Origin of the sequence: Micromonospora sp. NPDC085948 (genome assembly GCF_040686315.1) — a bacterium.
Lineage (GTDB): Bacteria > Actinomycetota > Actinomycetes > Mycobacteriales > Micromonosporaceae > Micromonospora.
Window position 1 is genome coordinate 1 of the sequence record NZ_JBFBJW010000014.1, and the last position, 24,782, is coordinate 24,782.

Consider the following 24,782-nt stretch of genomic DNA (forward strand, 5'->3'; position numbering starts at 1 on the left):
CCCAGCATCACCCTCGACCAGGGCCTCGCCGACACCGTCACCTGGTACCGCGACAACCGCACCTGGTGGGAACCCCTCAAGACCACACCCACCGCCTGAGCGGACAAATGCCGCGGGTGGTGGCAGCCGACGATGCGAACCTCGTCGGCGCCACCACCCGCGGCGTCGTTGTGCGTCAGGTCACCGACCGCCGGCGCGGAAGACCTCCGAGACGGTACGGAGGACCACCTTGACGTCCAACCACAGCGACCAGTTCTCGATGTAGTAGTTGTCGAACCGGGCCCGGTCGGAGATCGGGGTGTCGCCCCGCAGGCCGCTGACCTGGGCAAGCCCGGTGAGTCCGACGGGTGCGCGGTGACGTGCCGCGTAGTTCGGGTATTCGGCCGAGAACTTCTCCACGAAGTACGGCCGCTCCGGCCGCGGCCCGACGACGCTCATGTCGCCGCGCAGGATGTTCCACAGCTGGGGCAGCTCGTCCAGCGAGGTCCGGCGCATGAACCGGCCGATCGGGCTGACCCGGTTGTCGTGCGCGATGGACCAGTTGGTCTGGGACTCCTGCTCGTTCACGGGACGCATCGACCGGAACTTGATGACGTTGAACGGCTTGCCGTACCGGCCGATCCGCTCCTGGTAGAAGAAGATCCCGGGGCCACCATCGATGAGTGTGGCGAGGGCGCAGAGCAGCAGCACCGGGCTCAACAGCAGGAGCGCGATGCCGGCGACCAGGATGTCGGAGGCCCGCTTGATGGCCCACCGCGGGCCGCTCAGCGTGATGTCGCCGATCTTGACGATCGGGAACGCGCCGATGTGGTCGGGGTAGCCGCTGTGGGAGCGCGAGCCCCACAGGCGCGGCACGGCCCAGAGATCACAGCGCGAGCTGCGGGGCCGCAGCAGGGTTTCCATGAGCGTCGTCTCGTCGCAGTCCGGGTCTGCGATGATCAGGACCTCGCACTCCGTCAGCCGGACGAGGTGCTCGAGGTCCGCCATCGTCCCGCTCAACGGAAGCGCCGCGTTGTCCTGGCGGGACGGAGCGTCGACGCAGCCGACGAACCGCAGGCCGTACTGCGGGTAGCGGCGCAGCAACCGGGCGATCTCCAGGCCGATCGGCCCGCCGCCGACGACGAGCGCGTTGTGCTCCGCCCACCGACGCTTGCGGGACAGGACCGTGAACGACCTGCTGGCCGCACGTCCGAGGATCACCAGCAACGCCGACACCGCGACGCCGCGCATGAACCCGCCGACGTACGTCACCGAGGCGTGGCGCTCGGCCGCGATGATGGCCACCACCGAGGCGGCGGCCAGCAGCCGCCCGCAGAGGCTCGGCAACTCGTCGAGGATGCTCACGTGACGGCGCGGCCGGTAGAGGCCGCCGGCCGCGAACAGGGTGATGGTCAGGGCGGCGTTGGCCATCGTCCCGCGCCAGTAGCTCTGCGTCAGCAGCAGCGGGGCGATGAGCGCGACCGCGTCGACGGGCGCGTTCATCATCCATGCCCGCAGCCACCGGGTGCGCGACGAGGTGCGGGACCTCGCGTACGGCAGGACGGCGGTGGTCCCCAGGCCGGGCACCTCGACCCTGGCCGGGGCCTGGGCCTCCCTCGCCTGGGGCACGGGTGGGGCGCCTCCGTAGAGGCGAGCCCCGTCGCCCGGCATGTCGAGGTCGTCCCCGCCGACTGACGGCGTGGACGAATGGCTGGTCGCCGGATGGCCTGACACTTGTGGACCTCCCCGTGAAAGCCCTCGGTCATGCATCCCGACCAGAAGGGCGACCGAACTCTACGATCGACCCGGTCGTGCCACCATAGCCGCCAAGTCAGTTCCGCCTCCTACTTTGCGGCGGCGAGGATTCCCGGAACGTTGTCGTTACGGACCGCATCGAAGACCTTCGCGGCCTTTTCCTTGTCGGCGAGCACCACGCTCTCGGTGCCCATCATGCCGGTGCCCTTCACCGGGCAGGTGAGGAACGTCAGGTTGCCGCTGCGCAGATCGCGCATCTCGGACCCGAGGTCGACCAGGTTCAACTTCTTGTCCACGGCGACCGCGTCCGCCGTCGCCTTGATGAAGGAGTTGAGCTTGGCCGGGTTGGCGAGAGTGCCGCCGGACGCCGCCTTGTCCAGGATCGCCTTGATCACCTGCTGCTGGTGCCGGATTCGGGCGAAGTCGCCGTCGGCGAACGCGTGCCGTTCGCGCGCGTAGTCCAGCGCGGCCGCCCCGTCCATCTTCTGCCGCCCGGCGTTGAACGTCCGGCTGCCGTTGAGCGCGTACAGCGTGGTGAAGCCCTTCTCCACGTCCACGTTGATGCCGCCGAGCGCGTCCACGATCTCCTTGAAGCCGCTGAAGTCGACGATCGTCACGTGGTCGATCCGCACGCCCGTGAACTTCTCCACCGTCTGCACCAGCAGCGGCACGCCACCCCACGCGAACGACGCATTGATCTTCGCGTCCCGGCCGCCCCGGCCGCTCGAGGACTTCGGCACGCTTACCCAGGTGTCCCGGGGGATCGAGATGAGCTGGGCGCTGGACCGGTCCTTTGGAAGGTGGGCCACGATGATCGTGTCGGTGCGGGAGCCGGACTCGCTGTTCGGGTCGCGGGAGTCGCTGCCGAGGATCATGATGTTCATGGCGCCCTTGGCGTTCTCACCCACCTGCGGGCGATCGGCCTCCGGCACACCCTCGAAGGCGTCGACGCGCTCGATGCCGGAGTTGATCGAACGGAAGTACAAACCGCCGGCGATCATCCCGCCACCGCCGAGCAAGGCCAGGACCACGAACGTGATCAAAGCGACCTTCTGCCACCGGGGACGCCTCGACCGCGCCTTCTTGGTCGGCTCCGGTGGTTGCTGCGCCGCGATGAACTGGGTCTCGGGCTCCGCGTACTCTTGGCGATACTGCATGCCGCGATGCTACTGATTCCCGGTTACAGGGATGTACCCCCGTCCGGGTCGTCGGGCTCCACGTCCCGACCGAATCGTTTCCGACGATCGTCGCGGTGAGCCCGGGAGAGCCCGTCAACCATCGGTATCCAGCGACGGAATCGGCATGGCATGGTGGCCGGGTGCGGTTGACATCGATCCACACGTACCCCGTCAAGGGTTGTCACCGGCTCGACCACGACGGCGCGTTCGTGCAGCCGTGGGGCCTGGCCGGCGACCGGCGCTGGATGGTCGTGGACGCCGACGGCGTCGGCGTCACCCAGCGCGAGACCACCCGGCTGGTCGGCCTGCGCGCCACCGTGCGCCCCGGGGGCCTGTCGCTGCGCGCCGACGGGCAGCCCGACCTCGACGTGCCCGAGCCCGCCGGCGGCGGACCGGTCGCGGTGCGGACCTTCCGCAACCGCAAGCTCCCCGTCCCGGCCCTGTCGGCCGGTCGAGCGGCTGACGACTGGCTCGGCGCGCTGCTCGGCCGACCGGTCCGGCTGGTCTGGCTGGGTCAGCCGACCCGCCACCTGGCCGCCGGGGACCGCGAACACGACACCGGTGACCAGGTCAGCTTCGCCGACGCCTACCCGCTGCTGCTGGCGAACACCGCCTCCCTCGACGCCCTCAACGGCTGGCTGGCCGAGGTGGGGGAGGAACCGGTGCCGATGAACCGGTTCCGGCCCAACCTGGTGCTCGACGGGGCGTCGGCCTGGACCGAGGACGACTGGGTCGGCCGGTCGCTGCGCATCGGTGACCTGCGGTTCCGCGCCGCCGGGCCGTGCGAGCGCTGCGTGGTGACCACGACCGACCAGGAGGCCGGGGTACGCACGAAGGAACCGCTGCGTACCCTCGCACGACACCGCACCATCAGGCAGAAGGTCCTTTTCGGACTGCACCTGGTGCCGCTCGACACCGGTCACCTGGCGGTGGGTGCACCGCTCGTCATCGTCCCCTGACCAGGGTCGACCGTCCCGGCACGCGGTACGCGGTACGCGCCGGTCACCGTCCGTCACCGCTGTCTTAGCTTTGGCTTAGCCGGCTTGTCCGCCCACGTCCCGTTCCGGCAGCATCGCCGTCGTGACGGACGTAAGCGTTGTCGACATCGACCTGGACCATGCCCCCCAGCAGCGTCCCGCGTCGGCGTCCCGCTCGACGCCCTGGCTGGTCGCCGCCGGCGTCACAGTCGTCGCAGCGGCAATGGGGCTCACCCTGACCCTGCGGTCCGGCTCCGCCCCGGCCTGCGCCGCCGGCCGGACCCTCGCCGCAGCGCCGCCCACCGGCACCACCACGCACAGTGGCAAGGCCACCTTCTACGACTCGAACGGCGCCGGCGGCAACTGCTCGAACCCCGCCGCCCCGGCCAACAAGCTCTACGTCGCACTCGGCCCGACCGAATACTCCGCGGGCGCCGCCTGCGGAGGTTTCCTCGACGTGACCGGCCCGAAGGGCACCGTCCGAGTGCTGATCATGGACCAGTGCCCGGAGTGCGCACCCGGGCATCTCGACCTGTCCCGCGAGGCGTTCGCCCGGATCGCCGAGCCGGTCCAGGGCCTCGTCCCGGTCACCTACCGCGCGGTGGTCAACCCACCGCTGCCCGGCCCGCTCACCTTCCGGATCAAGGAGGGCGCGTCGCAGTTCTGGTTCGCCGTCCGGGTCGGCAACCACGGCAACCCGCTGCGATCCGTCGAGGTCCGCCAGGGTGCCAGCGGCCCGTGGCGCCCAGCCGCCCGGCAGGACTACAACTACTGGCTGATCGCCTCCGGCGCCGGAGCCGGCCCGTTCACCATCCGGGTCAGCGACGTGTACGGCAACCGTGCCACCGTCAGCGGCATCCGGATGGCACCCGGCCAGGTGCAGAACAGCGCGGTCCGGATGTACGGGCGCGGCGGCGTCGCGGCCACTCCCCGCCCGTCCGCGTCGGCCCGGCCACCCGGCAAGCGACCCATCGCAGGTACGCCGACGCCGACCAGCCGCCCGGTCGAGGTGGCGAAGGCGAGCGCGCCGGCCACCAGCACGCCGAGCACCCAGCCGGCCGAGACGAACGCCCGCTGGTGCGCGGGCTGACCGCTCAGTCAGTCGGCGGCAGGTCGAGCCACATCAGGATCTCGTCCCGGTCATCCTCGGGCGCCACCCGCAACGCGGCCGGCAACCGGCCGATCTCCCGGTAGCCGAGGCGGCCGTAGAACCTGTCCAACCCCAACCCGTCGCGGACCGTCACGTGCAGCGCCTCGTGGCCGAGTCGCCTGCCGATACGGGCGGCCTCGGCCATCAGCGCCGAGCCGTAACCGGTGCCCTGGGCGTCCGGGTGGACCATCACCCGCTTCAACACGCACCAGTGCGCCTTGAGCGGGAAGCGGTTGTCGGAGAAGACCAGCAGGCCCGCCAGCCGATCGCCGGAGTATCCGACAAGCAGGCGGTCCGGTCCGTCGGCGATGCCGGCGAAGGTCGGGTCGGCGAGCACGTGCACGTCGGCGGCGGTCACCGGCGGAACGAAGCCGACCGCGCCACCGGCGTTGCTGACGTCCGTCCAGAGCGCGACGATGTCGGCGCGCAGGCGTGGGGTCAGGTCGGGGTCGAGGACGAAGCGCAGACTCACGCCGGCCATCCTGACCCGCCGACCAGGCCCGTGACCCTCGACAGTGACACGCCCGACAATCCCGAGGGGTGCGTGGTGCTCGTTTGTGCGGGAGAGGGGATTCGAACCCCTACGCCCTTTCGGACAATAGGACCTAAACCTATCGCGGCTGCCGTTACGCCACTCCCGCCAACCCGCTGAGTCTAGAGCGTCCGGCTTCGACGGTGTCGAGCCCGGCCTTGTCTGCGGATGGCCGAGGCCGGGTGGTGGCTCACCGACTCGGTCCAGGGCTCACCGACTCAGTCCAGGCCGAGGTCGCGGCGGAGCTTGGCGACGTGTCCGGTGGCCTTGACGTTGTAGAGCGCTCGCTCGATCTTGCCGTCGGCGTCGATCACGAACGTCGAGCGGATCACTCCGGTGACGGTCTTGCCGTACAGCTGCTTCTCGCCGTACGCGCCGTAGGCGATCAGCACCGTCCGGTCCGGGTCGGACACCAGTGGGAAGGTGATCGCGTCGCGCTCGCGGAACTTCGCCAGCTTCTCCGGCTTGTCCGGGGAGATGCCGACGACCTCGTAGCCGGCGGCCTGGAGCGAGGCGAGCGAGTCGCGGAAGTCGCACGCCTGCTTGGTGCAGCCGGGGGTCATCGCGGCCGGGTAGGCGTACAGGACCACCTTGCGACCGCGCAGGTCGGCGAGGGAGAGCTGGTCACCGGTGTCGGTGGCGAGGGTGAACTCGGGCGCGGGATCACCGGGGGAGAGACGGTCGGGCGTGGTCATGGCCCGACGATACCGCCGACCGGGCGGGTGCCGTCGCCGGCGACGCGCCCCGGTCGGCGCCGCTGGCTGTAGGTCAACTCGTCGTTCAGGAAACCGGGGCATCCGCGGTTCGGGGATGCCCCGACATCAGGGAAGGCGAGTCGATCACCCGCGCGACCGCCGCCGAGTTCGGGCGATCGCAAGGTGATCAACACCTCGCGTTGTTGCCAGAGTCTGGCAACAACGAGTGATGGGAAATAGGCTGACGCTCGCTGGCCCGGTCGGGTCCGCTGAACGTCTGGGAGGTCGCGTGGAAACACTGGCGATGCACATCTCGAACGGGATCATCGACGGTCCGGTCGCAGCGATCTTCGCCGCGCTCGCTCTTGCCGCGCTCACCGTCTGTGTCCTGCGCGGCCGGCGCGACCTGGACGACCGGCTGGCCCCGATGGCGGGCCTGGTGGCCGCGTTCATCTTCGCCGTCCAGATGCTCAACTTCCCGATCTTCACGGCCGGCGTGAGCGGCCACCTGCTCGGCGGCGCGCTCGCCGCCATGCTTGTCGGCCCGTGGGTCGGCGCGCTCTGCGTGTCCGTGGTCCTGGTGGTGCAGGCGCTGGTCTTCGGTGACGGCGGAGTGGCGATGCTCGGCCTCAACATCACGAACATGGCGCTGCTCGGCACCGCGGCGGCGTACGTGCTGATCGCGGTGCTGCTGCGGGTGCTGCCCCGTACGCGGGCCGGCCTGGCCGTGACCGCGTTCGTCGCCGCCACGCTCAGCGTGGTGGTCGCGTCGCAGGGCTTCGTCCTGCAGTACTGGCTGGGCGGCACCACCGACCTGGGAAGCAACCTGACCGGTCTGGCCGGCACGATGGCCGGCGTGCACCTGCTGATCGGCATCGGCGAGGGCCTGATCACCGCGACCACCGTGCTCACCGTCGCGAAGGTGCGACCCGACCTGGTGTACGCGCTGCGCTCGCTGCGCGCGCCCGCCGCCCCCGCTGTCCCGGTCGTCGGAGGTGTTCGATGAAGAATCGCTCGTGGGTGTTCCTGGCCGGTGGCCTGCTGGTCGCGCTCCTGCTCGCCGGGGTGGTGAGCAACTACGCCTCGTCCCACCCGGACGGGCTGGACTCGTCCCTGCTCAAGGGCTGCACGGTCGACGCCGACGACAACATCGTCGGCGGCAGTTGCCCAGCTCAGCAGGCCCGGGACCACGAGTTCGCGGACAGCCCGCTCGCCGACTACGGGGTGCGCGGCGTGTCGAACAGCTTCGTCTCCACCGGGCTCTCCGGGGTGCTCGGGGTACTCGTCACGTTCGCGATCGGCGCTGGCGGTTTCTGGCTGCTGCGCCGTCGGGGCACGACGCCGACCGACGGCACGACACCGGCCGACGGCACGACGCCGACCGACGGCGCCGACACGACGACACCCGTCCGGCGCCGCGCCGACGCGGCGAACTGAGCAGGAGTACGCAGGATGGGTGCCGGTCACGGGCATGTGCTGTACCGCGAGTCGGACTCGCCGGTGCACCGGCTCCCGCCCGAAGTAAAGATCGTGGCGATGGTGGTCTTCACGATCGCCGTGGTGGCCACCCCACGCACGGCGTTCTGGGCCTTCGGCGCGTACGCCCTGCTGGTGGTCGCGGTCGCGGCGCTGGCCCGGGTGGGGCCGCGGTGGCTGCTCAGCCGGGCGCTGATCGAGCTGCCGTTCGTGCTGTTCGCCGTGGCGCTGCCGTTCCTCGGCACCGGCGAACGGGTCGAGGTGCTGGGCCTGCGGCTGTCCGAGGACGGACTGCACGGCGCGTGGAACATCCTGGCCAAGGGCACCCTGGGCGTGCTCGCCTCGCTGCTGCTCGCCGCGACCACCACCACCCGGGACCTGATCGTGGGGTTGGACCGGCTGCGTTGCCCGCAGGTGCTCACCCAGATCGCCACGTTCATGCTGCGCTACCTCGACGTGCTGGTCGGCGAGGCGCGGCGGATGCGGGTGGCCCGGATCTCCCGGGGCGACGACCCGCGTTTCCTGTGGCAGCTGCGCGGCTTCGCCGCCGGGATCGGGGCGTTGTTCCTGCGCGCCTTCGAGCGCGGCGAGCGGGTCTATCTGGCGATGCTGTCGCGTGGTTACACCGGGCGGATGCCCGCCGTGTGGCAGGGCGACGGTGCCGCGAGCATCGGTCAGTGGCTCGTCGCGTCGACAGTGCCGGTGTTGGCCGCCTCCATCGCCGCCACCGCCGTCGTGCTGTCATGATCGGTGTCGTGCAGACCGCTGTCTCGCTTGACGTTCGTGGCGTTCGGTACGCGTACCCGGATGGGCACGTCGCCCTGCACGGCGTGGACCTGAGCGTCCCGCGCGGCGACCGGGTGGCGCTGCTCGGGCCCAACGGCGCCGGCAAGACCACGCTGGTGCTGCATCTCAACGGGATCCTCGTCCCGACCGAGGGCAGCGTGAGCGTCGGTGGGCTGACGGTCACGCCGGACCGGGCCACCCTGGCCGAGGTGCGTCGCCGGGTGGGCATCGTCTTCCAGGACCCGGACGACCAGTTGTTCCTGCCCACGGTGGCCGAGGACGTGGCGTTCGGGCCGGCGAACCTGGGTCTGCGCGGGGCGGAGTTGGCCGCCCGGGTGGACGAGGCGCTCGCCGCGGTGGGGATGGGCGCGCATCGCGACCGGTCCCCGCAGCATCTTTCCTTCGGGCAGCGCCGCCGGGTGGCGGTGGCGACCGTGCTCGCCATGCACCCGGAGATCCTGGTGCTCGACGAGCCGTCGTCGAACCTGGACCCGGCGGCCCGCCGTGAGCTGGCCGAGATCCTGCGCGACCTGCCGGTGACCCTGCTGATGGTCACGCACGACCTGCCGTACGCGGCGGAGTTGTGCGACCGCTCAGTGATCCTGGACGGTGGCCGGATCGTCGCCGACGCCCCCACCCTGGACCTGCTGGCCGACTCGGCCCTGCTGGCCCGCCACCGCCTCGAACTTCCCTACGGCTTCGCCCCACCCCGGTAACCCCCACCCCGCCCCATGATCAACACGGGCCGGCGGGCTGGCGGGCCGGCGGGCCGGCGGGCGGGGGCGGTGGGTCAGGTGTGGGCTGGGGTTGGGGTTTTGGCGGCCGCGTGGAGGCGGAGGACGCCTGCGGCTGTCGCCCCGGTGCCGGTGATCAACACCAGCGCGACCATGACCCGGGCGATCTCGGGTGGCCAGGGCACCGGGGCGATGGATCGGGCGAACACGGCGGCGTTCGCCGCGCCGGCGAAGAGCGCCAGGCAGGCCCCGGCCAGCGCCACCGCGAAGTCGGCGGCCGGGCGGCGGGCCAGCGCGTAGCAGCCGGCGGCGATCGCGCCGAGGCCGGTGAGCAGCGACCAGATCTGCCCGGACAGCAGCCCGAGCGTCACCCCGCCCACACCCTGGGCGCCCGCGTCCAGTTCCCGCCCCACCGGGTACACGACGGCCACCACGCCGCCCACGACCAGCAACGTGCCCACCGCGGACAACGCGCGGGCACCGGCGGGCGAGGCGGCGGCGAGCAGGCCGAGCGCGCCCACCGCGAGCAGGCCGACGATCGTCACCGCCCACCAGGTGTACGCGTCCGGTGGCGGCACCCAGTCCACCGTCCCGCCGATCGTCACCTGGTCAGCGCCGTCCCGCAGGGGGATCGTCCAGTCCCGGACCCGGTGCTCGCGGTCCGGTGCCGCGCGTACCGCCGCCGGTGGTGCCGACTCCTGCCACAGTGCGCGTTGGTCGTGCCAGCGCACGGTGGTCCCGTCGGCGACCCGCCGCCAGGTCGGCGGGGCGGCCGGGTCGGCGTCGGCCGGGAGCGCGGTGTCCCCGGCGATGGTGCGGTTCAGGTAGGTGGCGGGGGAGCGGCTGTTCTCGAAGACCCCGTCCGGGGTGATCCGCAGGTACGGCTCACCGGAGTAGCCGACGACCTCGACGGCCCGGCCGGTGTCGTTGGTCAACTCCAGTCGGGCGCCCGCCTCGACGACGCGTACCTCCAGCCCTGGCCGCTGCGGTGTGACCCCGGTGGTCCGGGTGCGGTAGTCGGTGCCGTCGGGGGCGTCCGCGCCGTGCGCGGCGGCGGGCGCCGCGGTGAGCAGGGTCGCCACGCCGGCGGCGGTGGCGACCAGGCCGACGCGAGCCAGCAGGGTACGGATCACTTGCCGGCCGCCGCCACGGCCGCGGTGAGGCTGTCCGGGGTGGGGTTGGTGAGCGGCTGACCGTTGACCATGACCGTCGGCGTGCCGGTGACGTCGCTCCGGCTGGCCTCGTCGGTGACGTGGTCGGTCCACGTCTTGTACGTCTTGTCCTTGACGCAGCCGCCGAACGAGCCCCGATCGAGGCCCACGCCGGTGCCGATGTCGATGAGCTGGTCGTCGGGGAGGCCGGCGCTGCCCTCCGGCGGCTGCCTGTCGAAGAGCGCCTTGGCGTACTCCCGGAACTTGCCTCCCGCCGCGGCGCAGCCGGAGGCGGCCGAGGACCGGGTGGAGTAGTCGGTGGTGGAGAAGCGATTGAGGAACGCCACCGGGTGGTAGACCACCTTCGCCTTGTTGTCGGCCACCAACTGCTCGAGCGTCGCCCCGGTGGCCTGCTCGAACTGCTTGCAGACCGGGCAGAGGAAGTCCTCGTAGACGTCGACGGTGACCGGTCCGCCACCGGTGACGATGCCGGTGCCGGCCGCGTTCGCGCCGGGTGGGGTGGTGAAGGAGTCGGAACGCTGGTTGGTCCAGACGGTCCAGCCGACGACACCGGCGATGACCAGGACGACGACCGCCGCGGCGGACACCCAGACCGTGCGGCGACGCCGTCGCTCGCGGGCGAGTTGCTCGCGGACCACCCGGGCGGCGTCCCGCTTTCCCTTGCGACTACTCATCCTCGTCCTCCACAGCGGGTTCGCCGGACAACCACCCGTCCACCGATACCGGCGTACGCGGCCAGACCAGCAGAAATCCGGCCAGTACCAAGAATCCCAGGTCCCGCAGGATCTCCGGGAGGTAACTGGGTGCCTGCCCCTCGCCCAACTGCCCGCCGCTGCCGAAGCAGCCGCAGTCGATGGCCAGCCCACGTGCCCAGGCCGAGGCGATCCCCGCGATGAAGACCACCAGCAGCGCGGCCGACACCCCGGCGACGAGCCGGGTGGCCAGCCCGAGCAGCAACAGCACGCCCAGCGCCAACTCGACGAAGGGCAGGGCCGCGCCGACCACGGTCGCCAGGTCGTACGGCAGCACCTGGTACGCGTTGACGGCTCGCCCGGAGGCGGCGAGGTCACCGACCTTCGACGCGCCGGCGACGAGCCAGACGGCGGCGAGGCCGAGCCGTGCCGCCGTGGCGAGCCAGGGCCGGACGACCGGCCAACGGCCGACCGGGGGGGAGGGTGCAGTCACGCTCATTGTGTCGTCCCGTCTGCGCCGGAAGTTCCCCGCTCAGCCGGTCAGGGCGTCGCCGACCGCCTCGACCAGTTCGTCGCGGGCCCGGGCGACCCGGGATCGGATGGTGCCCACCGGCACCCCTTCGACGGCGGCCGCCTCGGCGTACGACAGGCCGAGCAACTGGGTGAGCACGAACGCGGCGCGCCGCTCGGCGCTGAGCCGGCGGACCAGGTCCGCCGCGCCGAACTGGCCGGCCGGGTCCGGGTGCGGGCGGTCGGTGTACGCGTTCGCGGCCAGCCGCTCGTCGAGTCGGCGGCGGCGGATCACCGTGCGCAGGTGGTCGGCGCAGGCCCGACGGGCGATGCCGAGCAGCCAGGTGCGGACGCTGGAACGGCCCTCGAACGCGGGCAGCGCCCGAAACGCCCGCAGGTAGGTCTCCTGAGTCAGGTCGTCGGCGCTGTCCGGGTCGACCAGGGCGGCGGCGAACCGCCAGACCTCGGTCTGGGTCAGCCGGACGAACGCCGCCTGGGCGCTCGGGTCACCGTCGCGCGCGCTGAGCGCCCACTCGGTCGCCGGGTCCCGGGCGACGGCACCGGCCGGCTCTGCCGGACCGGCGGCACCGGTGTCACGCGGGACGGGGATCACGACAAACCAGGTTACGCGGCGCCCGAGGCGGCGTCACGGTCCTTCGGTTCCTGGATGGTCTGCACCACGTCGGGAACTTTTCCCCCACCGGAGCCGACTACCTCCGCATGACACGCGATCCCTCCCGCGCGGCACGGGCGGCTGAGCAGAGTTGAGCCCTTTGCCCGACTCGGCTCGCCGAGATCCACACCGGTCGGCGACCATGGCTGGCATGACTGTCGCCCCCCGCCGCTGGATCACCCGGCTGGCTGCCGCCGCCGGCCTGCTGGTCACCGTCGTCGCCCTGTTGATCGCGCCAGCCACCCCGGCCAGCGCCCACGCGGTGCTGGAGAGCACCAGCCCGGCCGCCTCCTCGGTCGTGCCGAGCGCGCCGTCCGAGGTGGTCCTCCGGTTCAGTGAGTCGGTCCGCAAGGTTCCCGGCAAGATCAGGGTCATCGCGCCGGACGGGTCCCGCGCCGACCGGGGTGAGCCGTCCTTCGACGGCGGCGAGGTGCGCATCCCGGTGGACCCGGCCGGCGGGCGCGGCACCTACCTGCTCAGCTTCCGGGTGATCTCCGCCGACAGTCACCCGGTGTCCGGGGCGTTCACCTACTCGGTCGGCGCGCCCTCGACACCACCCGTCGACTCCGGCACGGACAGCCGCGCCAACCCGGTCGTGGGTACGGCGGTGAAGGTGGCTCGTTTCCTCGGCTACACCGGTCTGGTGCTGCTGGTCGGGCCGGCGCTGGTGCTCGCCGCGCTGTGGCCGCGACGGCTCTCCCGGCGGGGGCCGGCGCGGCTGGCCTGGACCGGCCTCGGCCTGGTGGCCGTCGCCACCCTCGCCGACCTGTGGTTGCAGGTGCCCTACACGGCCGGCGGTGGCCTCTTCGACGTGACCGGCGAGGGGTTCGGCAGTGTGTTCGGCAGCACCTTCGGCACCGCCCACCTGGTCCGACTCGGCCTGCTGGCGGCCTCCGTCTTCCTGCTCCGGCCGCTGCTGACCCGGCCGGTCGGCCGCGCCGACGCGATCATCCTGGCCGTGCTCGGCGGCGCCGCCCTGCTGACCTGGCCGCTGGCCGGGCACCCGGCGGCCTCCCCGGCGCCGGCCGTCTCCGTGGTCGTCGACGCGGTCCACCTGGGCAGCATGGCGGTCTGGCTGGGTGGTCTGCTGATGCTCGCCGCGTTCCTGCTGCGCCAGGCCGACGAGCGGGAGCTGGGCGCGATCCTGCCCATCTGGTCGCGGTGGGCGGCGCTCGCCGTCTCGGCGCTGCTGCTCGCCGGCACCGTTCAGGCGCTGATCGAGGTGGCCACCCTGCAGGCGCTGTTCGACACCACGTACGGGCAGCTGCTGCTCACCAAGATCGCGCTGTTCGCGGTGGTGATCGCCGTGGCCGCGTACTCCCGGCAGTTGGTGCGTCGGCGCATCGCCGCGCAGCGCCCGGCGCCGGTCCGCCGTGCGGTCTGGGTGGAGTTGGCCGTCACCGTGGTGGTGCTGAGCCTGTCCGCCACGCTCGTGCAGACCACGCCCGCCCGCACCGCCGTGGCCGGGCCGTCCAGCACGGAGGCCGGCCTCTTCAGCACCAAGCTGTCCAGCTCGCTCTACGACATGCAGATCGAGGTGAGCCCGGCCCAGCGGGGAAACAACTCGGTGCACCTGTACGCCTACGACAAGAACAACCAGCCGCTGCCGGTGGTGGAGTGGAAGGCGACCGCCGCGCTGCCCTCGGCCGGGATCGAACCGATCGACGTCCCGCTGCTGCCGTTGACGGACAACCACGCCTACGGCGACATCAGCCTGCCGGCTTCCGGTGACTGGCAAATCAAGATCACTGCCCGAACGACAGACATCGACCAGGCCACGGTGACCGCCACCGTGCCGATCCGTTAGAGAGGTCCGCGAAACCCATGACCCGATTCCGGCGTACCGCAACCGCCGCTGCCGCCCTGGCGTTCACCGCCGCCGCCACCGCTGTGCTCGGCGTCGCCGGACCGGCGTCCGCGCACGTCACGGTCAACCCGAAGGAGGCGGTCCAGGGCGGGTACGCCCGGGTGGCGTTCCGGGTGCCCAACGAGAGCGACACCGCCTCGACCAACAAGATCGAGGTGACCCTGCCGGAGAACGCTCCGGTCGGCTCGGTGTCGACCATGCCGGTGCCCGGCTGGACGGTCGCGACGGAGAAGCGCAAGGTGGACCCGCCGATCGAGGTGCACGGCAGCCAGCTCACCGAGGCGATTTCCAAGATCACTTGGACGGCCACCGGCGACGCGGCGGTGAAGCCCGGCCAGTTCCAGGAGTTCCCCGTCTCGATGGGGCCGCTGCCGAAGGTCGACTCGATGGTCTTCAAGGTCCTCCAGACCTACTCGGACGGCGAGATCTCGCGCTGGATCGACCCGCCGGCGCCGGGTGCCGAGGAGCCGGAGCACCCGGCGCCGGTGCTCACCCTGGCCGCCGCCGCGGCACCCGCGGGTGCGCCCACGCCGAGCGCCGCCGCCGCGTCGTCGCCCGACGACGACGATGACGACGACGGCAACGGGCTCGCGGTCGGCCTCGGTGTGGCCGGTCTCGTCGCCGGGCTGGCCGGTCTGGTGCTGGGCGGGCTGGCGTTCTCCCGGAGCCGTCGGGAGCCGGTCGCCAAGTCCTGACCCCCGTCCCACCCGCTGGCCCGCCGGAACCCTCCGGCGGGCCAGCGCGCTTTCCGCGGTCGGACCGTGCGGTGCAGTGGATATTCCCTGATCACCGCGCCCGCGTCGGTAAGGTCGGCCGGGTATCTGGCTACGGAGGGAGACGGTGCGAATGCGTGTCGTGCGGGCAATCGTCGGTGTGCTGCTGGTGGCCATGGGGATTCCGGCGCTGTTCGCCGGTGGCGCGTTGTGGTTGGTGACGCGACACGCCGACCCCGACGGGTCCTTCGCCGCCCGCTTCGAGACGCTCCGCACGCCCGGTCACGCGGTCGTGGTCACCGACCTCGACCGCCTGCTGCGCCAGGAGGCGCCGTTCGCGCGTACCGGGGAGACCCGGCTGCGCCTGGACGCCAACACCTCGGGCGGCCCGACCTTCGTGGGGCTCGCCCCCACCGCCGAGGTGCGTGGCTGGCTGGCGCCGGTGCCGCACGCCGTGGTCCGTCGGGTGGCGCTGGCCCAGGGTCCGCTGCCGGTTCGGCTGGACCCGGCCGGTCCCGCTGCGGGCGGTCCGGTCGATCCGGCCGCCGTCGTACCGGTCGGCCCGCCGGATCGGCCGTCCTGGGTACGCCAGGGCGTCGGCTCGCTGGAGTGGAGCGCGGACGACCTGGCCGAAGAGCCCATGAGTCTGGTGCTGATGCGCCCCGACGGTGCCGCCGACCTGGCACTGGACCTGCGCGTCGAGGTGCGGGCGGGGTGGACCGGCCCGGCCACCTGGAGTCTGCTGGCCGCCGGCGTCCTGCTGGTGGCGTGCGCCCTGCTGCTCCTGCTGCGACCGTTGCGCCCACGCGAGGTCATCTTCGTGGTGGAGCCGGATCAGGTTCCGGTGCTCGCCGGCCGGCTCGGGGTCACCTCGCTGAGTGGGCTCGGTGCCCGGGATCCCGCGCCGGCCGCGCCGTTTCCGGCCGTGCGGCAGCTCACCATGGTCGGTTCGGGTGCGAAGGCCACGACCCGGCCGGTGGCGGTCGACGAAACGGCGGGTGGCCCTCCGCGCTGCCGACGCGGAGGGCCACCCTCACCGGGGGATCGGTGCTACCCGAGCGGCGCTTGAGGTAGATGAGCCCAGATTAGCGCTAGTGGCGGCTACTAGGTAGATCTGTCCAGTTGGTGCGATTTTTCCTGGGGTTGCGGTTGGTCGGCGGGTCGGACGCGGCGCAGGCGCACCGGCAGGGTCGCCAGCAACAGCAGGCTGAGCAGCACATAGGTGTTCTGCAACACGAAATCCGCCGGGTCGTGCGTACGGACCGCTCCCGCGCCCCATTCCTGGAACGTCACCACGCCGTAGACGATCACGGCGGTGGTGACCAGCGCGAACCCCGCCAACCACCGACGCCTGCGTGCCTCGTCCGGGCGGTCGGCACTCAACGCCGCGTCCGCGAGCAGCACCACCGCCGGCACGAACCAGTAGATGTGGTGGGTCCAGGTGATCGGGCTGACCAGCGAACCCACCAACCCGGTCAACGTCAGGCCCGTCACCAGGTCACCGGCGCGCGCCGCGCGGGCGGCCCGCCACAGGCCGTAGGCGGCGACCACGGCGACCACCAGCAGCCAGAGCAGCCGGTCCGGCTTCTCCGGTGCGGTGAACCGGCTGAGCAGGCCGAACAGCGACTGGTTGCCGACGTAGTCGGTGCGTCCCACCCGGTCGTTGTCCCACAGCTCCTGGGTCCAGAACCGCCACGAGTCACCCGGAGCGATCGCCGCCGCGAGCAGGGTCGCCGCCGCGGCGGTAGCGCTCGCCACCGCGGCGGCCCGCCACCGTCGGGTGGCCAGCAGGTACACGATGAAGATGCCGGGAAAGAGCTTGAGCGCCGTCGCCAGCCCCACGCCGACCCCGGCCCAACGCCGTGCCTGCGGTACGGCGAACAGCAGGTCGGCCAGGATCAGCACGACCAGCAGCATGTTGATCTGCCCGAAGGTGATCGTCTCGCGGGTGCTCTCCACGGCCAGCACCAGCAGCACGGCCACGGTCAGCGTGAACGCCCGGGGCAGGTCGTGCCGGGCGATGACCGGCATCATCAGCCAGCGGGTGGTCAACACCACGGCCAGCACGGTGAGCACCGTGAAGATCGCCACGGTGGCACCGAGCCGCAACAGGCCGAACGGCCACAGCAGCAACGCGCTGAAGGGTGGGTAGGTGAAGTACAACTCGCCCTGCACCCGGTCGGGTTGGACGTAGTCGTAGAGCGGGTGGCCGACACGCCACCAGTCGACCGCCGACATGTAGATCTTGAGGTCGAGGAATTTGTGGTTCAGGCCCGGCAGGTAGAGCGCTGGCAGCACGGCGATGAGGGCCACCACCGTGACCAGGCGACGGACCGTACGGCCGCCGGGATCGTCGTCCGTGACGGCGGGCGGTGCTACGGGATCGGCTGGCACCCCGAAACCCTAGCGGTCTGGTCCGCCGAGAGCGCGCAGCCGCGGGGCGTGGGCTGCGCGTAGGCTGTGCCGGTGGCTGATCTCCTTGTCTGGATCGACTGTGAGATGACCGGGCTGGACCTTGGCAGGGACAAACTGATCGAGGTTGCGGCACTGGTCACCGATCCCGATCTCAACGTGCTGGGTGACGGGGTCGACGTGGTGATCCACGCCGACGAGGTGGCGCTGGAGGGGATGCCGGAGATCGTCCAGACGATGCACGCCAAGTCCGGTCTCACCGAGGAGGTCCGCCGTTCGGCGGTCACCCTCACCGAGGCGGAGGACCTGGTCCTGGACTACGTCCGCACCTTCGTCAAAGATCCGCGGACGGCTCCGTTGTGCGGCAACTCGATCGCCACCGACCGGGGCTTCATCGCCCGCGACATGCCCCGCCTCGACGCCCACCTGCACTACCGGATGATCGACGTCTCGTCGATCAAGGAGCTGTGTCGGCGCTGGTACCCGCGCGTGTACTTCGGCCAGCCGCAGAAGGGCCTCGCGCACCGGGCGCTGGCCGACGTCCGGGAGAGCATCCGGGAGTTGGAGTACTACCGGCGGACGCTCTTCGTCCCGCTGCCGGGCCCGGACGTCGAGACCGCCAAGGCGATCGCCGCCGAACTCTGACCCACGCGCGGGCGGCCCCGGATACCCGCTGGACGGGGCCGGCTGCGGTGCGGCTATTATTGGTCCGCACCCCGCCCGGGGCGATCGACCGGGCGACGGCGGCATGGTGGCTGTAGCTCAGTTGGCAGAGCACCGGGTTGTGGTCCCGGTTGTCGTGGGTTCAATTCCCATCAGTCACCCAGTTGGTTGTGCTGCTCAGGCCCCCTCTTCGGAGGGGGCCTGAGTCGTTGTAGGGGCGAGATGGGGACCACGCGAAAGCCCCCTCCGCAGAGGGGGCTTCCGGTCGCTCAGGTCAGGCGGTCGGCGTCGGTGACGGGGTGACCGCGCCGTCCGGGGCCGGGGTGGTGGCCGGGTCGGCCGGCGGCTCGTACGGGACGGCGCTGCCCTTGACGTACTCGTCCCAGCTCATGTTCCAGTCGGTCCAGCCGTTGCCGTTCTGCAGCTTGCGCTCGGTGCCCTTGACCGTGATCGGGTCGCCGACCCGCGTGTTGCTGAACAGCCAGTTTCCGTTGGCCATCGACACGTTCACGCAGCCGTGCGAGACGTTCACGCTGCCCTGCTGCCCCTCGGACCAGGGTGCCGCGTGGATGAACTCCCCGCCCCAGGTGAGACGCTGCGCGAAGTCGATGTTGGTGCGGTAACCCTCCTCCGGGCCGAGTTCCTCCATCGTGTCGAAGACCGTCTTGCGCAGCTTCTCGATGACGACCATGGTGCCGCTCGACGACGGGGTGCTCTTCTTGCCCAGGCTCACCGGGATGGTCTTGATCACGGCGCCGTCGCGGGTCACCGTCATCCGCTTGTTCTTGTTGTCCACTGTCATGATCAGCGACGGGCCGATCTTGACGTCCACCGCGAGGTCGGAGCGGCCGTACCAGCCCTCACCCATCGGCAGGCCGCCGGCCTGCACCCGGTAGGAGACCTTGCTGTTGGCCTTCCAGAACTCCTTCGGCCGGTACCGGACCTCGGTGGGGCTGACCCAGTGCCAGACGCCCTCCTGGGACGGCGTCGAGGTCACCGTCATCCGGCGCTGCACGTCGTCGCGGTAGTCCTCCGGGACGGCCCGGCTGAACTTCACGATCAGCGGCATGGCGACCCCGACCACCTGGTTGTCGCCGAGGAAGCTGCTCACGCGTACCTGATTGGCGGGCTTGGCCATGGTGGTGAAGGTGTTGGTCGCGGTGGCCGGACGGCCATCGTCGCCGGTGGCGGTCACGGTCGCCGTGTAGCTCGTGCCGTACGCGAGGGCGCCGGCCGGCTGCCACGTCTTGCCATCCGCGGCGACTGCGCCCTCGACCGTCTTGCCGGCCGCGTCCTTGAGCTCGACGGCGGTCTGCATGGCGTCCTTCGTGGTGAAGGTGATGCCGGTCGAGGCCGGCACGTCCTTGGCGTCGGCCGCAGGCTCGCTGATCGTCGCCGCGGCCTTCGGTGGCGGGCTCTCGCCGCCGCCGTGCCACGAGGACGGCTTACCGCCGTCGCCGCTGGTGCAGGCGGCGGTGAAGGCCAACGCCACGGCGAGGAAACCCGCCGCGAACACGCGACGTCGCCCACGGTGCCTGATCAGCTGATCCTGGCTAGCTCGCATGATTCCCTCACAGTCGTGGTCGCTGCCCCATCGTCTCCTACTGACGCGCCAGAGCCGGGCCGGGTTGCCGAGGGTGAACCGAAACACGCCGATTATTCTGCCGGATTCTTGCTACTATCCGGCGTTTCGCGAGTATGGCTCGTTTCCGTGCGGGGGCGGTGGGGTCGCCGCGGCGTCGTCGCCTCGCCGGAGTGCAAGGGTACGCCGGCCCCGCCAATGGCGGGGCCGGCGCGAGAAGGCCGACACGCTCAGAGCAGGGGGCCGGCCCCACCACTGGGTACGGGCAGCGCGCTGCCCTTGATGAACGCCGACCAGCTCAGGCTCCACGCCGTCCAGCCGTTGCCGGCGCCCAGCTTGCGCTCGGTGCCCTTCACCGTGATCGGGTCACCGATCCGCGTCTTCTCGAACAGCCACCGGGCGTTCACCATCGACACGTTCACGCAGCCGTGCGAGACGTTCTGCCGCCCCTGCACGTGCTCCGACCAGGGCGCGGCGTGAATGTACTCGCCACCCCAGGTAAGCCGCTGGGCGAACTGGATGTCGGTGACGTAGCGGTTGGCCGGATCCGGGTCGTCGCGGGTGTCGAAGGTCGTGGCCTCCTTCTTCTCCATCACGACCATCGTGCCGCTGGAGGACGGCGTGCTCTTCTTGCCCAGGCTCACCGGAATGGTGCGCACCAGCGCGCCGTTCTCGTACACCGTCATCTTCTTGCTGGCGTTGTCGACCTTCATCTGGAACGACCGGCCGATCTTGGCAGTGGCCTTACGGTCCATGTCGCCGTACTTGCCGTTGCTCAGCGGTATCCCGGCCAGGGCGATCCGCACCGTGATGGTCGTGCCGGGCTTCCAGTACTCCGGTGCCCGGTAGTACGCCTGCGTACCGTTGTCGACCCAGTGCCAGGCCCCCGGCTGCGGCGGATCGGTGCGGACGAACATCCGCTTCTGCACCGCCGCCCGGTCCTTCTTCGGGATGCCCGGATGGAACTCCGTGACCACCGGCATGGCCACCCCGTAGCTCTTGTCGTCGAAGAGGTACAGGCCGGATCCGATCGTCGACTTCGGCTTGGCCATCGTGGTGAAGCTGCTGGTGCCCTGGCTGCTCGTCCCGTCGGCCGCGTCCGCCGTCAGCGTGGCGGTGTACCGGGTGCCGAACTTCAGCGGGGCGGACGGCACCCAGGCGGAGCCGTCGGTGCGCAGTTTGCCCTCCACCGCGCCCCCGCCGTCCGCGGTCAGGGTGACCGCGGAGACCTTCCCGCCGTCCGGCAGCTTCGCGCTGATCTCGGTGCTCACCGGCCGGTTGTTCGCGCCGTTGGCCGGGCTCAGTGTGAGCGTCGGCACGCTTGGCGCGTCCGGCGTGGTTGGTGTCGGGGGCGCGGACGAGCCAGGCGCGGCGCCCGCGTCCGCCGCCGGCGTTCCACCGACGAACGTCGGGGTCTTCTGCTTGTCGCCGCACCCGGTCAGTGCCAGCGACGCCACCAGAGTCAGAGCGCCCACCACCGCCCCGGCTCGCGTGAACCGTGTCATCCCCACCTCTGTTCTCGCGTACCTGGCGGACATCGTGCCGCATCACCGCCTCAACCCACCCCCCCGTCCCGAGCGCGAGGGCCGGTTTGTGGCTTTTTGCCCGCAAAGCTCGACCGAAGGGGGGAGCCGGGTAACCGGATTGGAGCCCGGCTCGGGCGGGTGCTAATGTTTTCTCCGTTGCCGAACGAGCGCCGCTAGCTCAACTGGCAGAGCAGCGGACTCTTAATCCGCGGGTTCGGGGTTCGAGTCCCTGGCGGCGCACCAACGATCAAGGCCCTGACCGAGGTTCATCCTGGGTCAGGGCCTTGTCGTATTTCCGCTGGGGCTCGGCACCGGCACACGTGCTCGGACACGCAAGCCTTCGGGCGCGGGGGACCACCTAAAAGGTCGGGCTCCATCTGCTGATCTTCCCCGAGCTGTCGATGTGGTGCACCCGCGGACACCGCCCCGCCGGTGGTGTGGCGCGCTGTGCGACGGAGCCGGGGAGACGCACGGTTGCCCGCCCATTGGCCGGCATCTATAGTTGCGCGGATCACAACAATCATGGCCGTGGTGGTTGCGGCCGGTTCGTCGAAGCGCTTCGACGATCCGTCGTCCAGGCCCGTCAGCCGGGTGTCGAGCCTGGCCACACCGGTCGGGGCGTCCGCTGGGCGTCCGTCGTACGACCTGAGGAGAAGCAAATGGGGAACAAGCGCCTTCGGCGCGGAATCGCCGTGCTCGCGCTCGTCCTACTGGCTCTACCGGCCGTTCCCGGCACCGCCCTCGCCGAACCCACCTACCCGTTCCGCGACCCACACCTGCCGGTGCAGGCCCGGGTCGACGACCTGCTCGGCCGGCTCACCCTCGACGAGAAGATCTCCTGGCTGCACCAGTACCAGCCAGCCGTTCCCCGGCTGGGCATCGGCCTGTTCAAGACCGGCACCGAGGCCCTGCACGGGGTGGCCTGGTCGACCGACATCGACAACAACGGCGCTGTCGTCAAGGCCCGCAGCACGTCCTTTCCCCAGCCGGTCGGCATGGCGAGCACCTGGGACACCGACCTGATCAACCGGGTCGGCTCCGCCGTCGGCGACGAGGCGCGCGGCTATCACGTGCAGAACCCCCGGGTGTGGGGTCTCAACCTCTGGGCACCGGTGGTCAACCTGCTGCGTGACCCCCGCTGGGGCCGCAACGAGGAGGGCTACTCCGAGGACCCGCTACTCACCGCCGAGATGTCCACCGCGTACGGCTCGGGGATGACCGGCGGCGACCCCGACCACCTGAAGAGCGCCCCGACCCTGAAGCACTACCTGGCCTACAACAACGAGATCCGGCGCGACGTCACCTCGTCGAACGTGCCACCTCGGGTGCTCAACGAGTACGAACGCGCCGCGTTCCAGCCAGCCATCGCCGCCGACGCGGCGACCGGCGTGATGGCCGCGTACAACCTGATCAACGGACGGCCCGCCACCGTCGATCCGGACCTGGCCACCGTGGTACGCGGCTGGACGGACCAGCCGCTGCTGAACGTCACCGACGCCTGGGCGCCGAACAACCTCGTGGCCTCCCAGGGGTACTACGCCACCCAGCCCGAGGCGAACGCCGCGATCGTCAAGGCCGGCCTCAACAGCTTCATCACCGACGACACCAACGCCCAACCGACGGTGACGGCCATCAAACAGGCCCTCGCGACCGGCCTGCTGACCGAGGCGGACATCGACGCCCGGATCCGGGAGATCCTGAACGTGCGGTTCCGGCTGGGGGAGTTCGACCCGGGCGGTGGCCGTTACGGCGGCATCACCCCGGACGTCATCAACAGCCCGAAACACCAACGGCTGGCCCGACAGGCCGCCGGCGAGGCGATGGTGCTGCTGAAGAACTCCCGACAGGCGCTTCCGCTGGACCCGGCCCGCACCCGCAAGGTGGCCGTGCTCGGTCCGCTGGCCGACACCCTCTACACCGACTGGTACGGCGGCGACCTGCCGTACCAGGTGACCGCGCTCGACGGGATCCGCGAGCGGCTGGGTAACTCCGCGAGTGTCAGCGGGCTCGACGGGGCGGACCGGATCGCCCTGAAGGACGCGGCGACCGGCAGGTACGTCACGGCCACCGGCACCACCGACGCCGACCCGGTCGCCGCCACCGGTGCCACGGCGACGCCCGAAGCACAGTTCGACGTGGTGGACTGGGGCCAGGACGTGGTGACGCTGCGCAACGCCGCGAACGGCCGCTACCTCGGCTACAACTGGGGGCCGTTCATCACCCGCGACGAGCAGCCGAACGGCTGGTACGTCCAGCAGCAGTTCAAGCTGGAGCCGCAGGACGACGGCACGGTGGTGCTGCGCTACGTCGGCTACGAGACCAAGGAGAGCTGGTTCGCCCCCGAGAAGTACGTCACGGTCGGCGACGACGGTGCGCTCAAGCTCGGCGCGTCCACCCCCGCTGCCGCGACCCACTTCAGCCGCGAGGTGATCAGCAGCGGAATCGACCGGGCGGTGGCGGCGGCCAGGGCGGCCGACACCGCCGTACTGGTCGTGGGCAGCAACCCGTTCATCAACGGACGCGAGGCGCACGACCGCACCTCCACGGCCCTGAGCGCCGGCCAGGAGGCACTGGTCAAGGCCGTCGTCAGGGCCAACCCGCGTACGGTTCTGGTGCTCCAGACCAGCTACCCGGTCAACCTGACCTGGGAGCAGGAGCACGTCCCGGCGATCGTGTGGACCACCCACGCGGGCGCCGAGACCGGGCACGCCGTGGCCGACGTCCTGTTCGGCGACCGCAACCCGTCCGGCCGGCTCACCCAGACCTGGTACCGCTCGGACGGGCAACTGCCACCGGACCTGCTGGAGTACGACATCATCTCGTCCGGGCAGACCTACCTGTACAGCACCGCGAAGCCGCTCTACCCGTTCGGCCACGGGCTGTCGTACTCCCGGTTCCGCTACGGCCAGGCGCGTACCGGCGACCGGCCGGTCGCCGCCGACGGCACCATCACGGTGAGCGTCGACGTGACAAACACCGGCAGCCGGGCCGGGTCCGAGGTGGTCCAGCTCTACACCCACCAGCGCACCTCGCGGGTCAAGACCCCGATCCGTCAGCTCAAGGCCTTCCAGCGGGTGGAACTCGCACCCGGGCAGACCCGGACCGTCACGCTGCGGCTGCCCGCCGCCGACCTGGCGCACTGGGACGTCACGCGCAGCCGGTGGGTGGTCGAATCGTCCACCCACGACATCATGGTGGGGGCGTCCGCCGAGGACATCCGGGCCCGCACCGCGGTTCGGGTCCGCGGTGAGACGGTCCCGGCCCGGGACCTGTCCCGGCCGACCCGGGCGGAGAACTTCGACGGGTACGCGGGGGTCCGGCTGGTCGACGAGACGAAGGCCCAGGGTACGGCCGTCGGCGCCACCGCGGCGGGCCAGTGGATCTCGTTCGCCGGTTCGGCTCTGCGTCCGGGCGCCGACACCCTCACGGCCAGGGTCGCCAGGGCCGGCGCGGACGCCGGCACGATCCAGGTCCGCCTGGGCTCGCCCACCGGCCGGCTGCTGGGCACGGCCACCGTGCCCAGCACCGGCGACGACTACCGGTACGTCAACGTCAGCGCCGAGTTGGCCCGCGCCGCCGGCACCCACGACGTGTACCTGGTGTTCGACTCCCCGCTGCGGCTGGCCGACTTCTCCATCAGGTGACCGGAACCCGGGCCGGGACGATCGTCGTCCCGACCCGGGTCGGCACGCCCCGGGCCTTCGGCTCGA

Annotated in this window: 21 protein-coding genes, 3 tRNA genes and 1 pseudogene; 13 read left to right on the forward strand and 12 right to left on the reverse strand. The window is 71.2% G+C overall.

Annotated features, from left to right (window positions below):
• Positions 1-180 precede the first annotated feature (180 nt).
• The gene (locus AB0O48_RS27455) at positions 181-1,650 is read right to left on the reverse strand and encodes a sugar transferase (protein WP_357250913.1); all 1,470 of its coding nucleotides are present in this window, start codon (positions 1,648-1,650) and stop codon (positions 181-183) included.
• Positions 1,651-1,823: 173 nt separating this feature from the next.
• Positions 1,824-2,891: an LCP family protein gene (locus AB0O48_RS27460; protein WP_357250910.1), complete on the reverse strand. Its 1,068-nt coding sequence runs from the start codon at positions 2,889-2,891 to the stop codon at positions 1,824-1,826.
• 161 nt (positions 2,892-3,052) lie between these two features.
• Between AB0O48_RS27460 and AB0O48_RS27465 the strand changes: the two genes are divergently transcribed.
• Together AB0O48_RS27465 and AB0O48_RS27470 are read left to right on the forward strand one after the other, a co-directional pair.
• A complete protein-coding gene (locus AB0O48_RS27465) occupies positions 3,053-3,871 on the forward strand; it encodes an MOSC N-terminal beta barrel domain-containing protein (RefSeq protein WP_357250908.1) in 819 nt (272 codons plus the stop codon).
• Between the two features lie 121 nt (positions 3,872-3,992).
• Positions 3,993-4,979: an expansin EXLX1 family cellulose-binding protein gene (locus AB0O48_RS27470; protein ID WP_357572198.1), complete on the forward strand. Its 987-nt coding sequence runs from the start codon at positions 3,993-3,995 to the stop codon at positions 4,977-4,979.
• Positions 4,980-4,983: 4 nt separating this feature from the next.
• Here AB0O48_RS27470 and AB0O48_RS27475 read toward each other — a convergent pair whose 3' ends face one another.
• The 3 genes from AB0O48_RS27475 to bcp all read right to left on the reverse strand — a co-directional run bounded on the left by AB0O48_RS27475 (position 4,984) and on the right by bcp (position 6,266).
• Positions 4,984-5,511: a GNAT family N-acetyltransferase gene (locus AB0O48_RS27475; protein ID WP_357250902.1), complete on the reverse strand. Its 528-nt coding sequence runs from the start codon at positions 5,509-5,511 to the stop codon at positions 4,984-4,986.
• 86 nt (positions 5,512-5,597) lie between these two features.
• A tRNA-Leu gene (locus tag AB0O48_RS27480) sits at positions 5,598-5,680 on the reverse strand.
• A 109-nt stretch (positions 5,681-5,789) separates the two neighbouring features.
• Positions 5,790-6,266, reverse strand: coding sequence for a thioredoxin-dependent thiol peroxidase (gene bcp / locus AB0O48_RS27485; RefSeq protein WP_357250899.1), 477 nt, complete (start codon positions 6,264-6,266; stop codon positions 5,790-5,792).
• Between the two features lie 289 nt (positions 6,267-6,555).
• Between bcp and AB0O48_RS27490 the strand changes: the two genes are divergently transcribed.
• From AB0O48_RS27490 to AB0O48_RS27505, 4 genes are read left to right on the forward strand one after another with little or no spacing between them, the layout of a single operon-like run.
• Complete coding sequence (locus tag AB0O48_RS27490; protein WP_357250896.1) at positions 6,556-7,272, forward strand: energy-coupling factor ABC transporter permease; 717 nt, start codon at positions 6,556-6,558, stop codon at positions 7,270-7,272.
• The gene (locus AB0O48_RS27495; RefSeq protein WP_357572197.1) at positions 7,269-7,703 is read left to right on the forward strand and encodes a PDGLE domain-containing protein; all 435 of its coding nucleotides are present in this window, start codon (positions 7,269-7,271) and stop codon (positions 7,701-7,703) included. The genes AB0O48_RS27490 and AB0O48_RS27495 overlap by 4 nt, the downstream gene beginning before the upstream one ends.
• A 15-nt stretch (positions 7,704-7,718) precedes the next feature.
• Complete coding sequence (gene cbiQ / locus AB0O48_RS27500; RefSeq protein ID WP_357250891.1) at positions 7,719-8,489, forward strand: cobalt ECF transporter T component CbiQ; 771 nt, start codon at positions 7,719-7,721, stop codon at positions 8,487-8,489.
• A complete protein-coding gene (locus AB0O48_RS27505) occupies positions 8,486-9,244 on the forward strand; it encodes an ABC transporter ATP-binding protein (protein ID WP_357572196.1) in 759 nt (252 codons plus the stop codon). Before cbiQ ends, AB0O48_RS27505 begins: the two co-directional genes overlap by 4 nt.
• Before the next feature lie 74 nt (positions 9,245-9,318).
• On the opposite strand, the gene AB0O48_RS27510 is transcribed toward AB0O48_RS27505, so the two are convergent.
• Genes AB0O48_RS27510 through AB0O48_RS27525 form a run of 4 tightly spaced genes read right to left on the reverse strand, consistent with a single transcriptional unit; the run spans position 9,319 to position 12,249 of the window.
• The gene (locus tag AB0O48_RS27510) at positions 9,319-10,395 is read right to left on the reverse strand and encodes a hypothetical protein (RefSeq protein WP_357250885.1); all 1,077 of its coding nucleotides are present in this window, start codon (positions 10,393-10,395) and stop codon (positions 9,319-9,321) included.
• Positions 10,392-11,108 carry a thioredoxin domain-containing protein gene (locus AB0O48_RS27515; protein WP_357250882.1) on the reverse strand — a complete coding sequence of 239 codons (717 nt, stop codon included), beginning with the start codon at positions 11,106-11,108 and terminating at the stop codon, positions 10,392-10,394. The genes AB0O48_RS27510 and AB0O48_RS27515 overlap by 4 nt, the downstream gene beginning before the upstream one ends.
• Positions 11,101-11,625, reverse strand: coding sequence for a MauE/DoxX family redox-associated membrane protein (locus tag AB0O48_RS27520; protein ID WP_357250879.1), 525 nt, complete (start codon positions 11,623-11,625; stop codon positions 11,101-11,103). Before AB0O48_RS27520 ends, AB0O48_RS27515 begins: the two co-directional genes overlap by 8 nt.
• Positions 11,626-11,658: 33 nt before the next feature.
• Positions 11,659-12,249: a sigma-70 family RNA polymerase sigma factor gene (locus AB0O48_RS27525; RefSeq protein ID WP_357250876.1), complete on the reverse strand. Its 591-nt coding sequence runs from the start codon at positions 12,247-12,249 to the stop codon at positions 11,659-11,661.
• A gap of 202 nt (positions 12,250-12,451) precedes the next feature.
• Here AB0O48_RS27525 and AB0O48_RS27530 point away from each other — a divergent pair, with 202 nt between their 5' ends.
• The 3 genes and pseudogenes from AB0O48_RS27530 to AB0O48_RS27540 form a co-directional block, all read left to right on the forward strand.
• Positions 12,452-14,116, forward strand: a complete 1,665-nt coding sequence (locus tag AB0O48_RS27530) for a copper resistance protein CopC (RefSeq protein ID WP_357250874.1) — start codon at positions 12,452-12,454, stop codon at positions 14,114-14,116.
• 17 nt (positions 14,117-14,133) lie between these two features.
• Complete coding sequence (locus AB0O48_RS27535) at positions 14,134-14,871, forward strand: YcnI family protein (protein ID WP_357572195.1); 738 nt, start codon at positions 14,134-14,136, stop codon at positions 14,869-14,871.
• A 691-nt stretch (positions 14,872-15,562) separates the two neighbouring features.
• A pseudogene (locus tag AB0O48_RS27540) lies at positions 15,563-16,001 on the forward strand (hypothetical protein); the annotation flags it as partial.
• Here AB0O48_RS27540 and AB0O48_RS27545 read toward each other — a convergent pair.
• The gene (locus AB0O48_RS27545) at positions 15,994-17,283 is read right to left on the reverse strand and encodes a glycosyltransferase family 87 protein (protein WP_357250868.1); all 1,290 of its coding nucleotides are present in this window, start codon (positions 17,281-17,283) and stop codon (positions 15,994-15,996) included. The pseudogene AB0O48_RS27540 and the gene AB0O48_RS27545 overlap by 8 nt on opposite strands.
• Before the next feature lie 66 nt (positions 17,284-17,349).
• Here AB0O48_RS27545 and orn point away from each other — a divergent pair, with 66 nt between their 5' ends.
• Both orn and AB0O48_RS27555 read left to right on the forward strand, forming a co-directional pair.
• A complete protein-coding gene (gene orn / locus AB0O48_RS27550) occupies positions 17,350-17,946 on the forward strand; it encodes an oligoribonuclease (protein WP_357250865.1) in 597 nt (198 codons plus the stop codon).
• 106 nt (positions 17,947-18,052) lie between these two features.
• Positions 18,053-18,125, forward strand: a tRNA-His gene (locus AB0O48_RS27555).
• Between the two features lie 113 nt (positions 18,126-18,238).
• Here AB0O48_RS27555 and AB0O48_RS27560 read toward each other — a convergent pair.
• Together AB0O48_RS27560 and AB0O48_RS27565 are read right to left on the reverse strand one after the other, a co-directional pair.
• A complete protein-coding gene (locus AB0O48_RS27560) occupies positions 18,239-19,528 on the reverse strand; it encodes an Ig-like domain-containing protein (RefSeq protein WP_357250862.1) in 1,290 nt (429 codons plus the stop codon).
• A gap of 248 nt (positions 19,529-19,776) precedes the next feature.
• On the reverse strand, positions 19,777-21,051 hold the full coding sequence (locus tag AB0O48_RS27565; protein WP_357572194.1) for an Ig-like domain-containing protein: 1,275 nt from the start codon (positions 21,049-21,051) through the stop codon (positions 19,777-19,779).
• A 188-nt stretch (positions 21,052-21,239) separates the two neighbouring features.
• Here AB0O48_RS27565 and AB0O48_RS27570 point away from each other — a divergent pair.
• Together AB0O48_RS27570 and AB0O48_RS27575 are read left to right on the forward strand one after the other, a co-directional pair.
• Positions 21,240-21,315 (forward strand) — tRNA-Lys (locus tag AB0O48_RS27570).
• 416 nt (positions 21,316-21,731) lie between these two features.
• On the forward strand, positions 21,732-24,716 hold the full coding sequence (locus AB0O48_RS27575; RefSeq protein WP_357572193.1) for a glycoside hydrolase family 3 C-terminal domain-containing protein: 2,985 nt from the start codon (positions 21,732-21,734) through the stop codon (positions 24,714-24,716).
• Positions 24,717-24,782: the final 66 nt, after the last annotated feature.

Bases quoted from the DNA above. Each gene is read 5' to 3' on its own strand.
- AB0O48_RS27535 (WP_357572195.1), top strand. From the start codon at position 14,134: ATGACCCGATTCCGGCGTACCGCAACCGCCGCTGCCGCCCTGGCGTTC.
- AB0O48_RS27460 (WP_357250910.1), bottom strand. From the start codon at position 2,891: ATGCAGTATCGCCAAGAGTACGCGGAGCCCGAGACCCAGTTCATCGCG.
- AB0O48_RS27495 (WP_357572197.1), top strand. From the start codon at position 7,269: ATGAAGAATCGCTCGTGGGTGTTCCTGGCCGGTGGCCTGCTGGTCGCG.
- AB0O48_RS27520 (WP_357250879.1), bottom strand. From the start codon at position 11,625: ATGAGCGTGACTGCACCCTCCCCCCCGGTCGGCCGTTGGCCGGTCGTC.
- AB0O48_RS27565 (WP_357572194.1), bottom strand. From the start codon at position 21,051: ATGACACGGTTCACGCGAGCCGGGGCGGTGGTGGGCGCTCTGACTCTG.
- bcp (WP_357250899.1), bottom strand. From the start codon at position 6,266: ATGACCACGCCCGACCGTCTCTCCCCCGGTGATCCCGCGCCCGAGTTC.
- cbiQ (WP_357250891.1), top strand. From the start codon at position 7,719: ATGGGTGCCGGTCACGGGCATGTGCTGTACCGCGAGTCGGACTCGCCG.
- AB0O48_RS27515 (WP_357250882.1), bottom strand. From the start codon at position 11,108: ATGAGTAGTCGCAAGGGAAAGCGGGACGCCGCCCGGGTGGTCCGCGAG.
- AB0O48_RS27560 (WP_357250862.1), bottom strand. From the start codon at position 19,528: ATGCGAGCTAGCCAGGATCAGCTGATCAGGCACCGTGGGCGACGTCGC.
- AB0O48_RS27530 (WP_357250874.1), top strand. From the start codon at position 12,452: ATGGCTGGCATGACTGTCGCCCCCCGCCGCTGGATCACCCGGCTGGCT.
- AB0O48_RS27505 (WP_357572196.1), top strand. From the start codon at position 8,486: ATGATCGGTGTCGTGCAGACCGCTGTCTCGCTTGACGTTCGTGGCGTT.
- AB0O48_RS27575 (WP_357572193.1), top strand. From the start codon at position 21,732: ATGGGGAACAAGCGCCTTCGGCGCGGAATCGCCGTGCTCGCGCTCGTC.
- AB0O48_RS27455 (WP_357250913.1), bottom strand. From the start codon at position 1,650: ATGCCGGGCGACGGGGCTCGCCTCTACGGAGGCGCCCCACCCGTGCCC.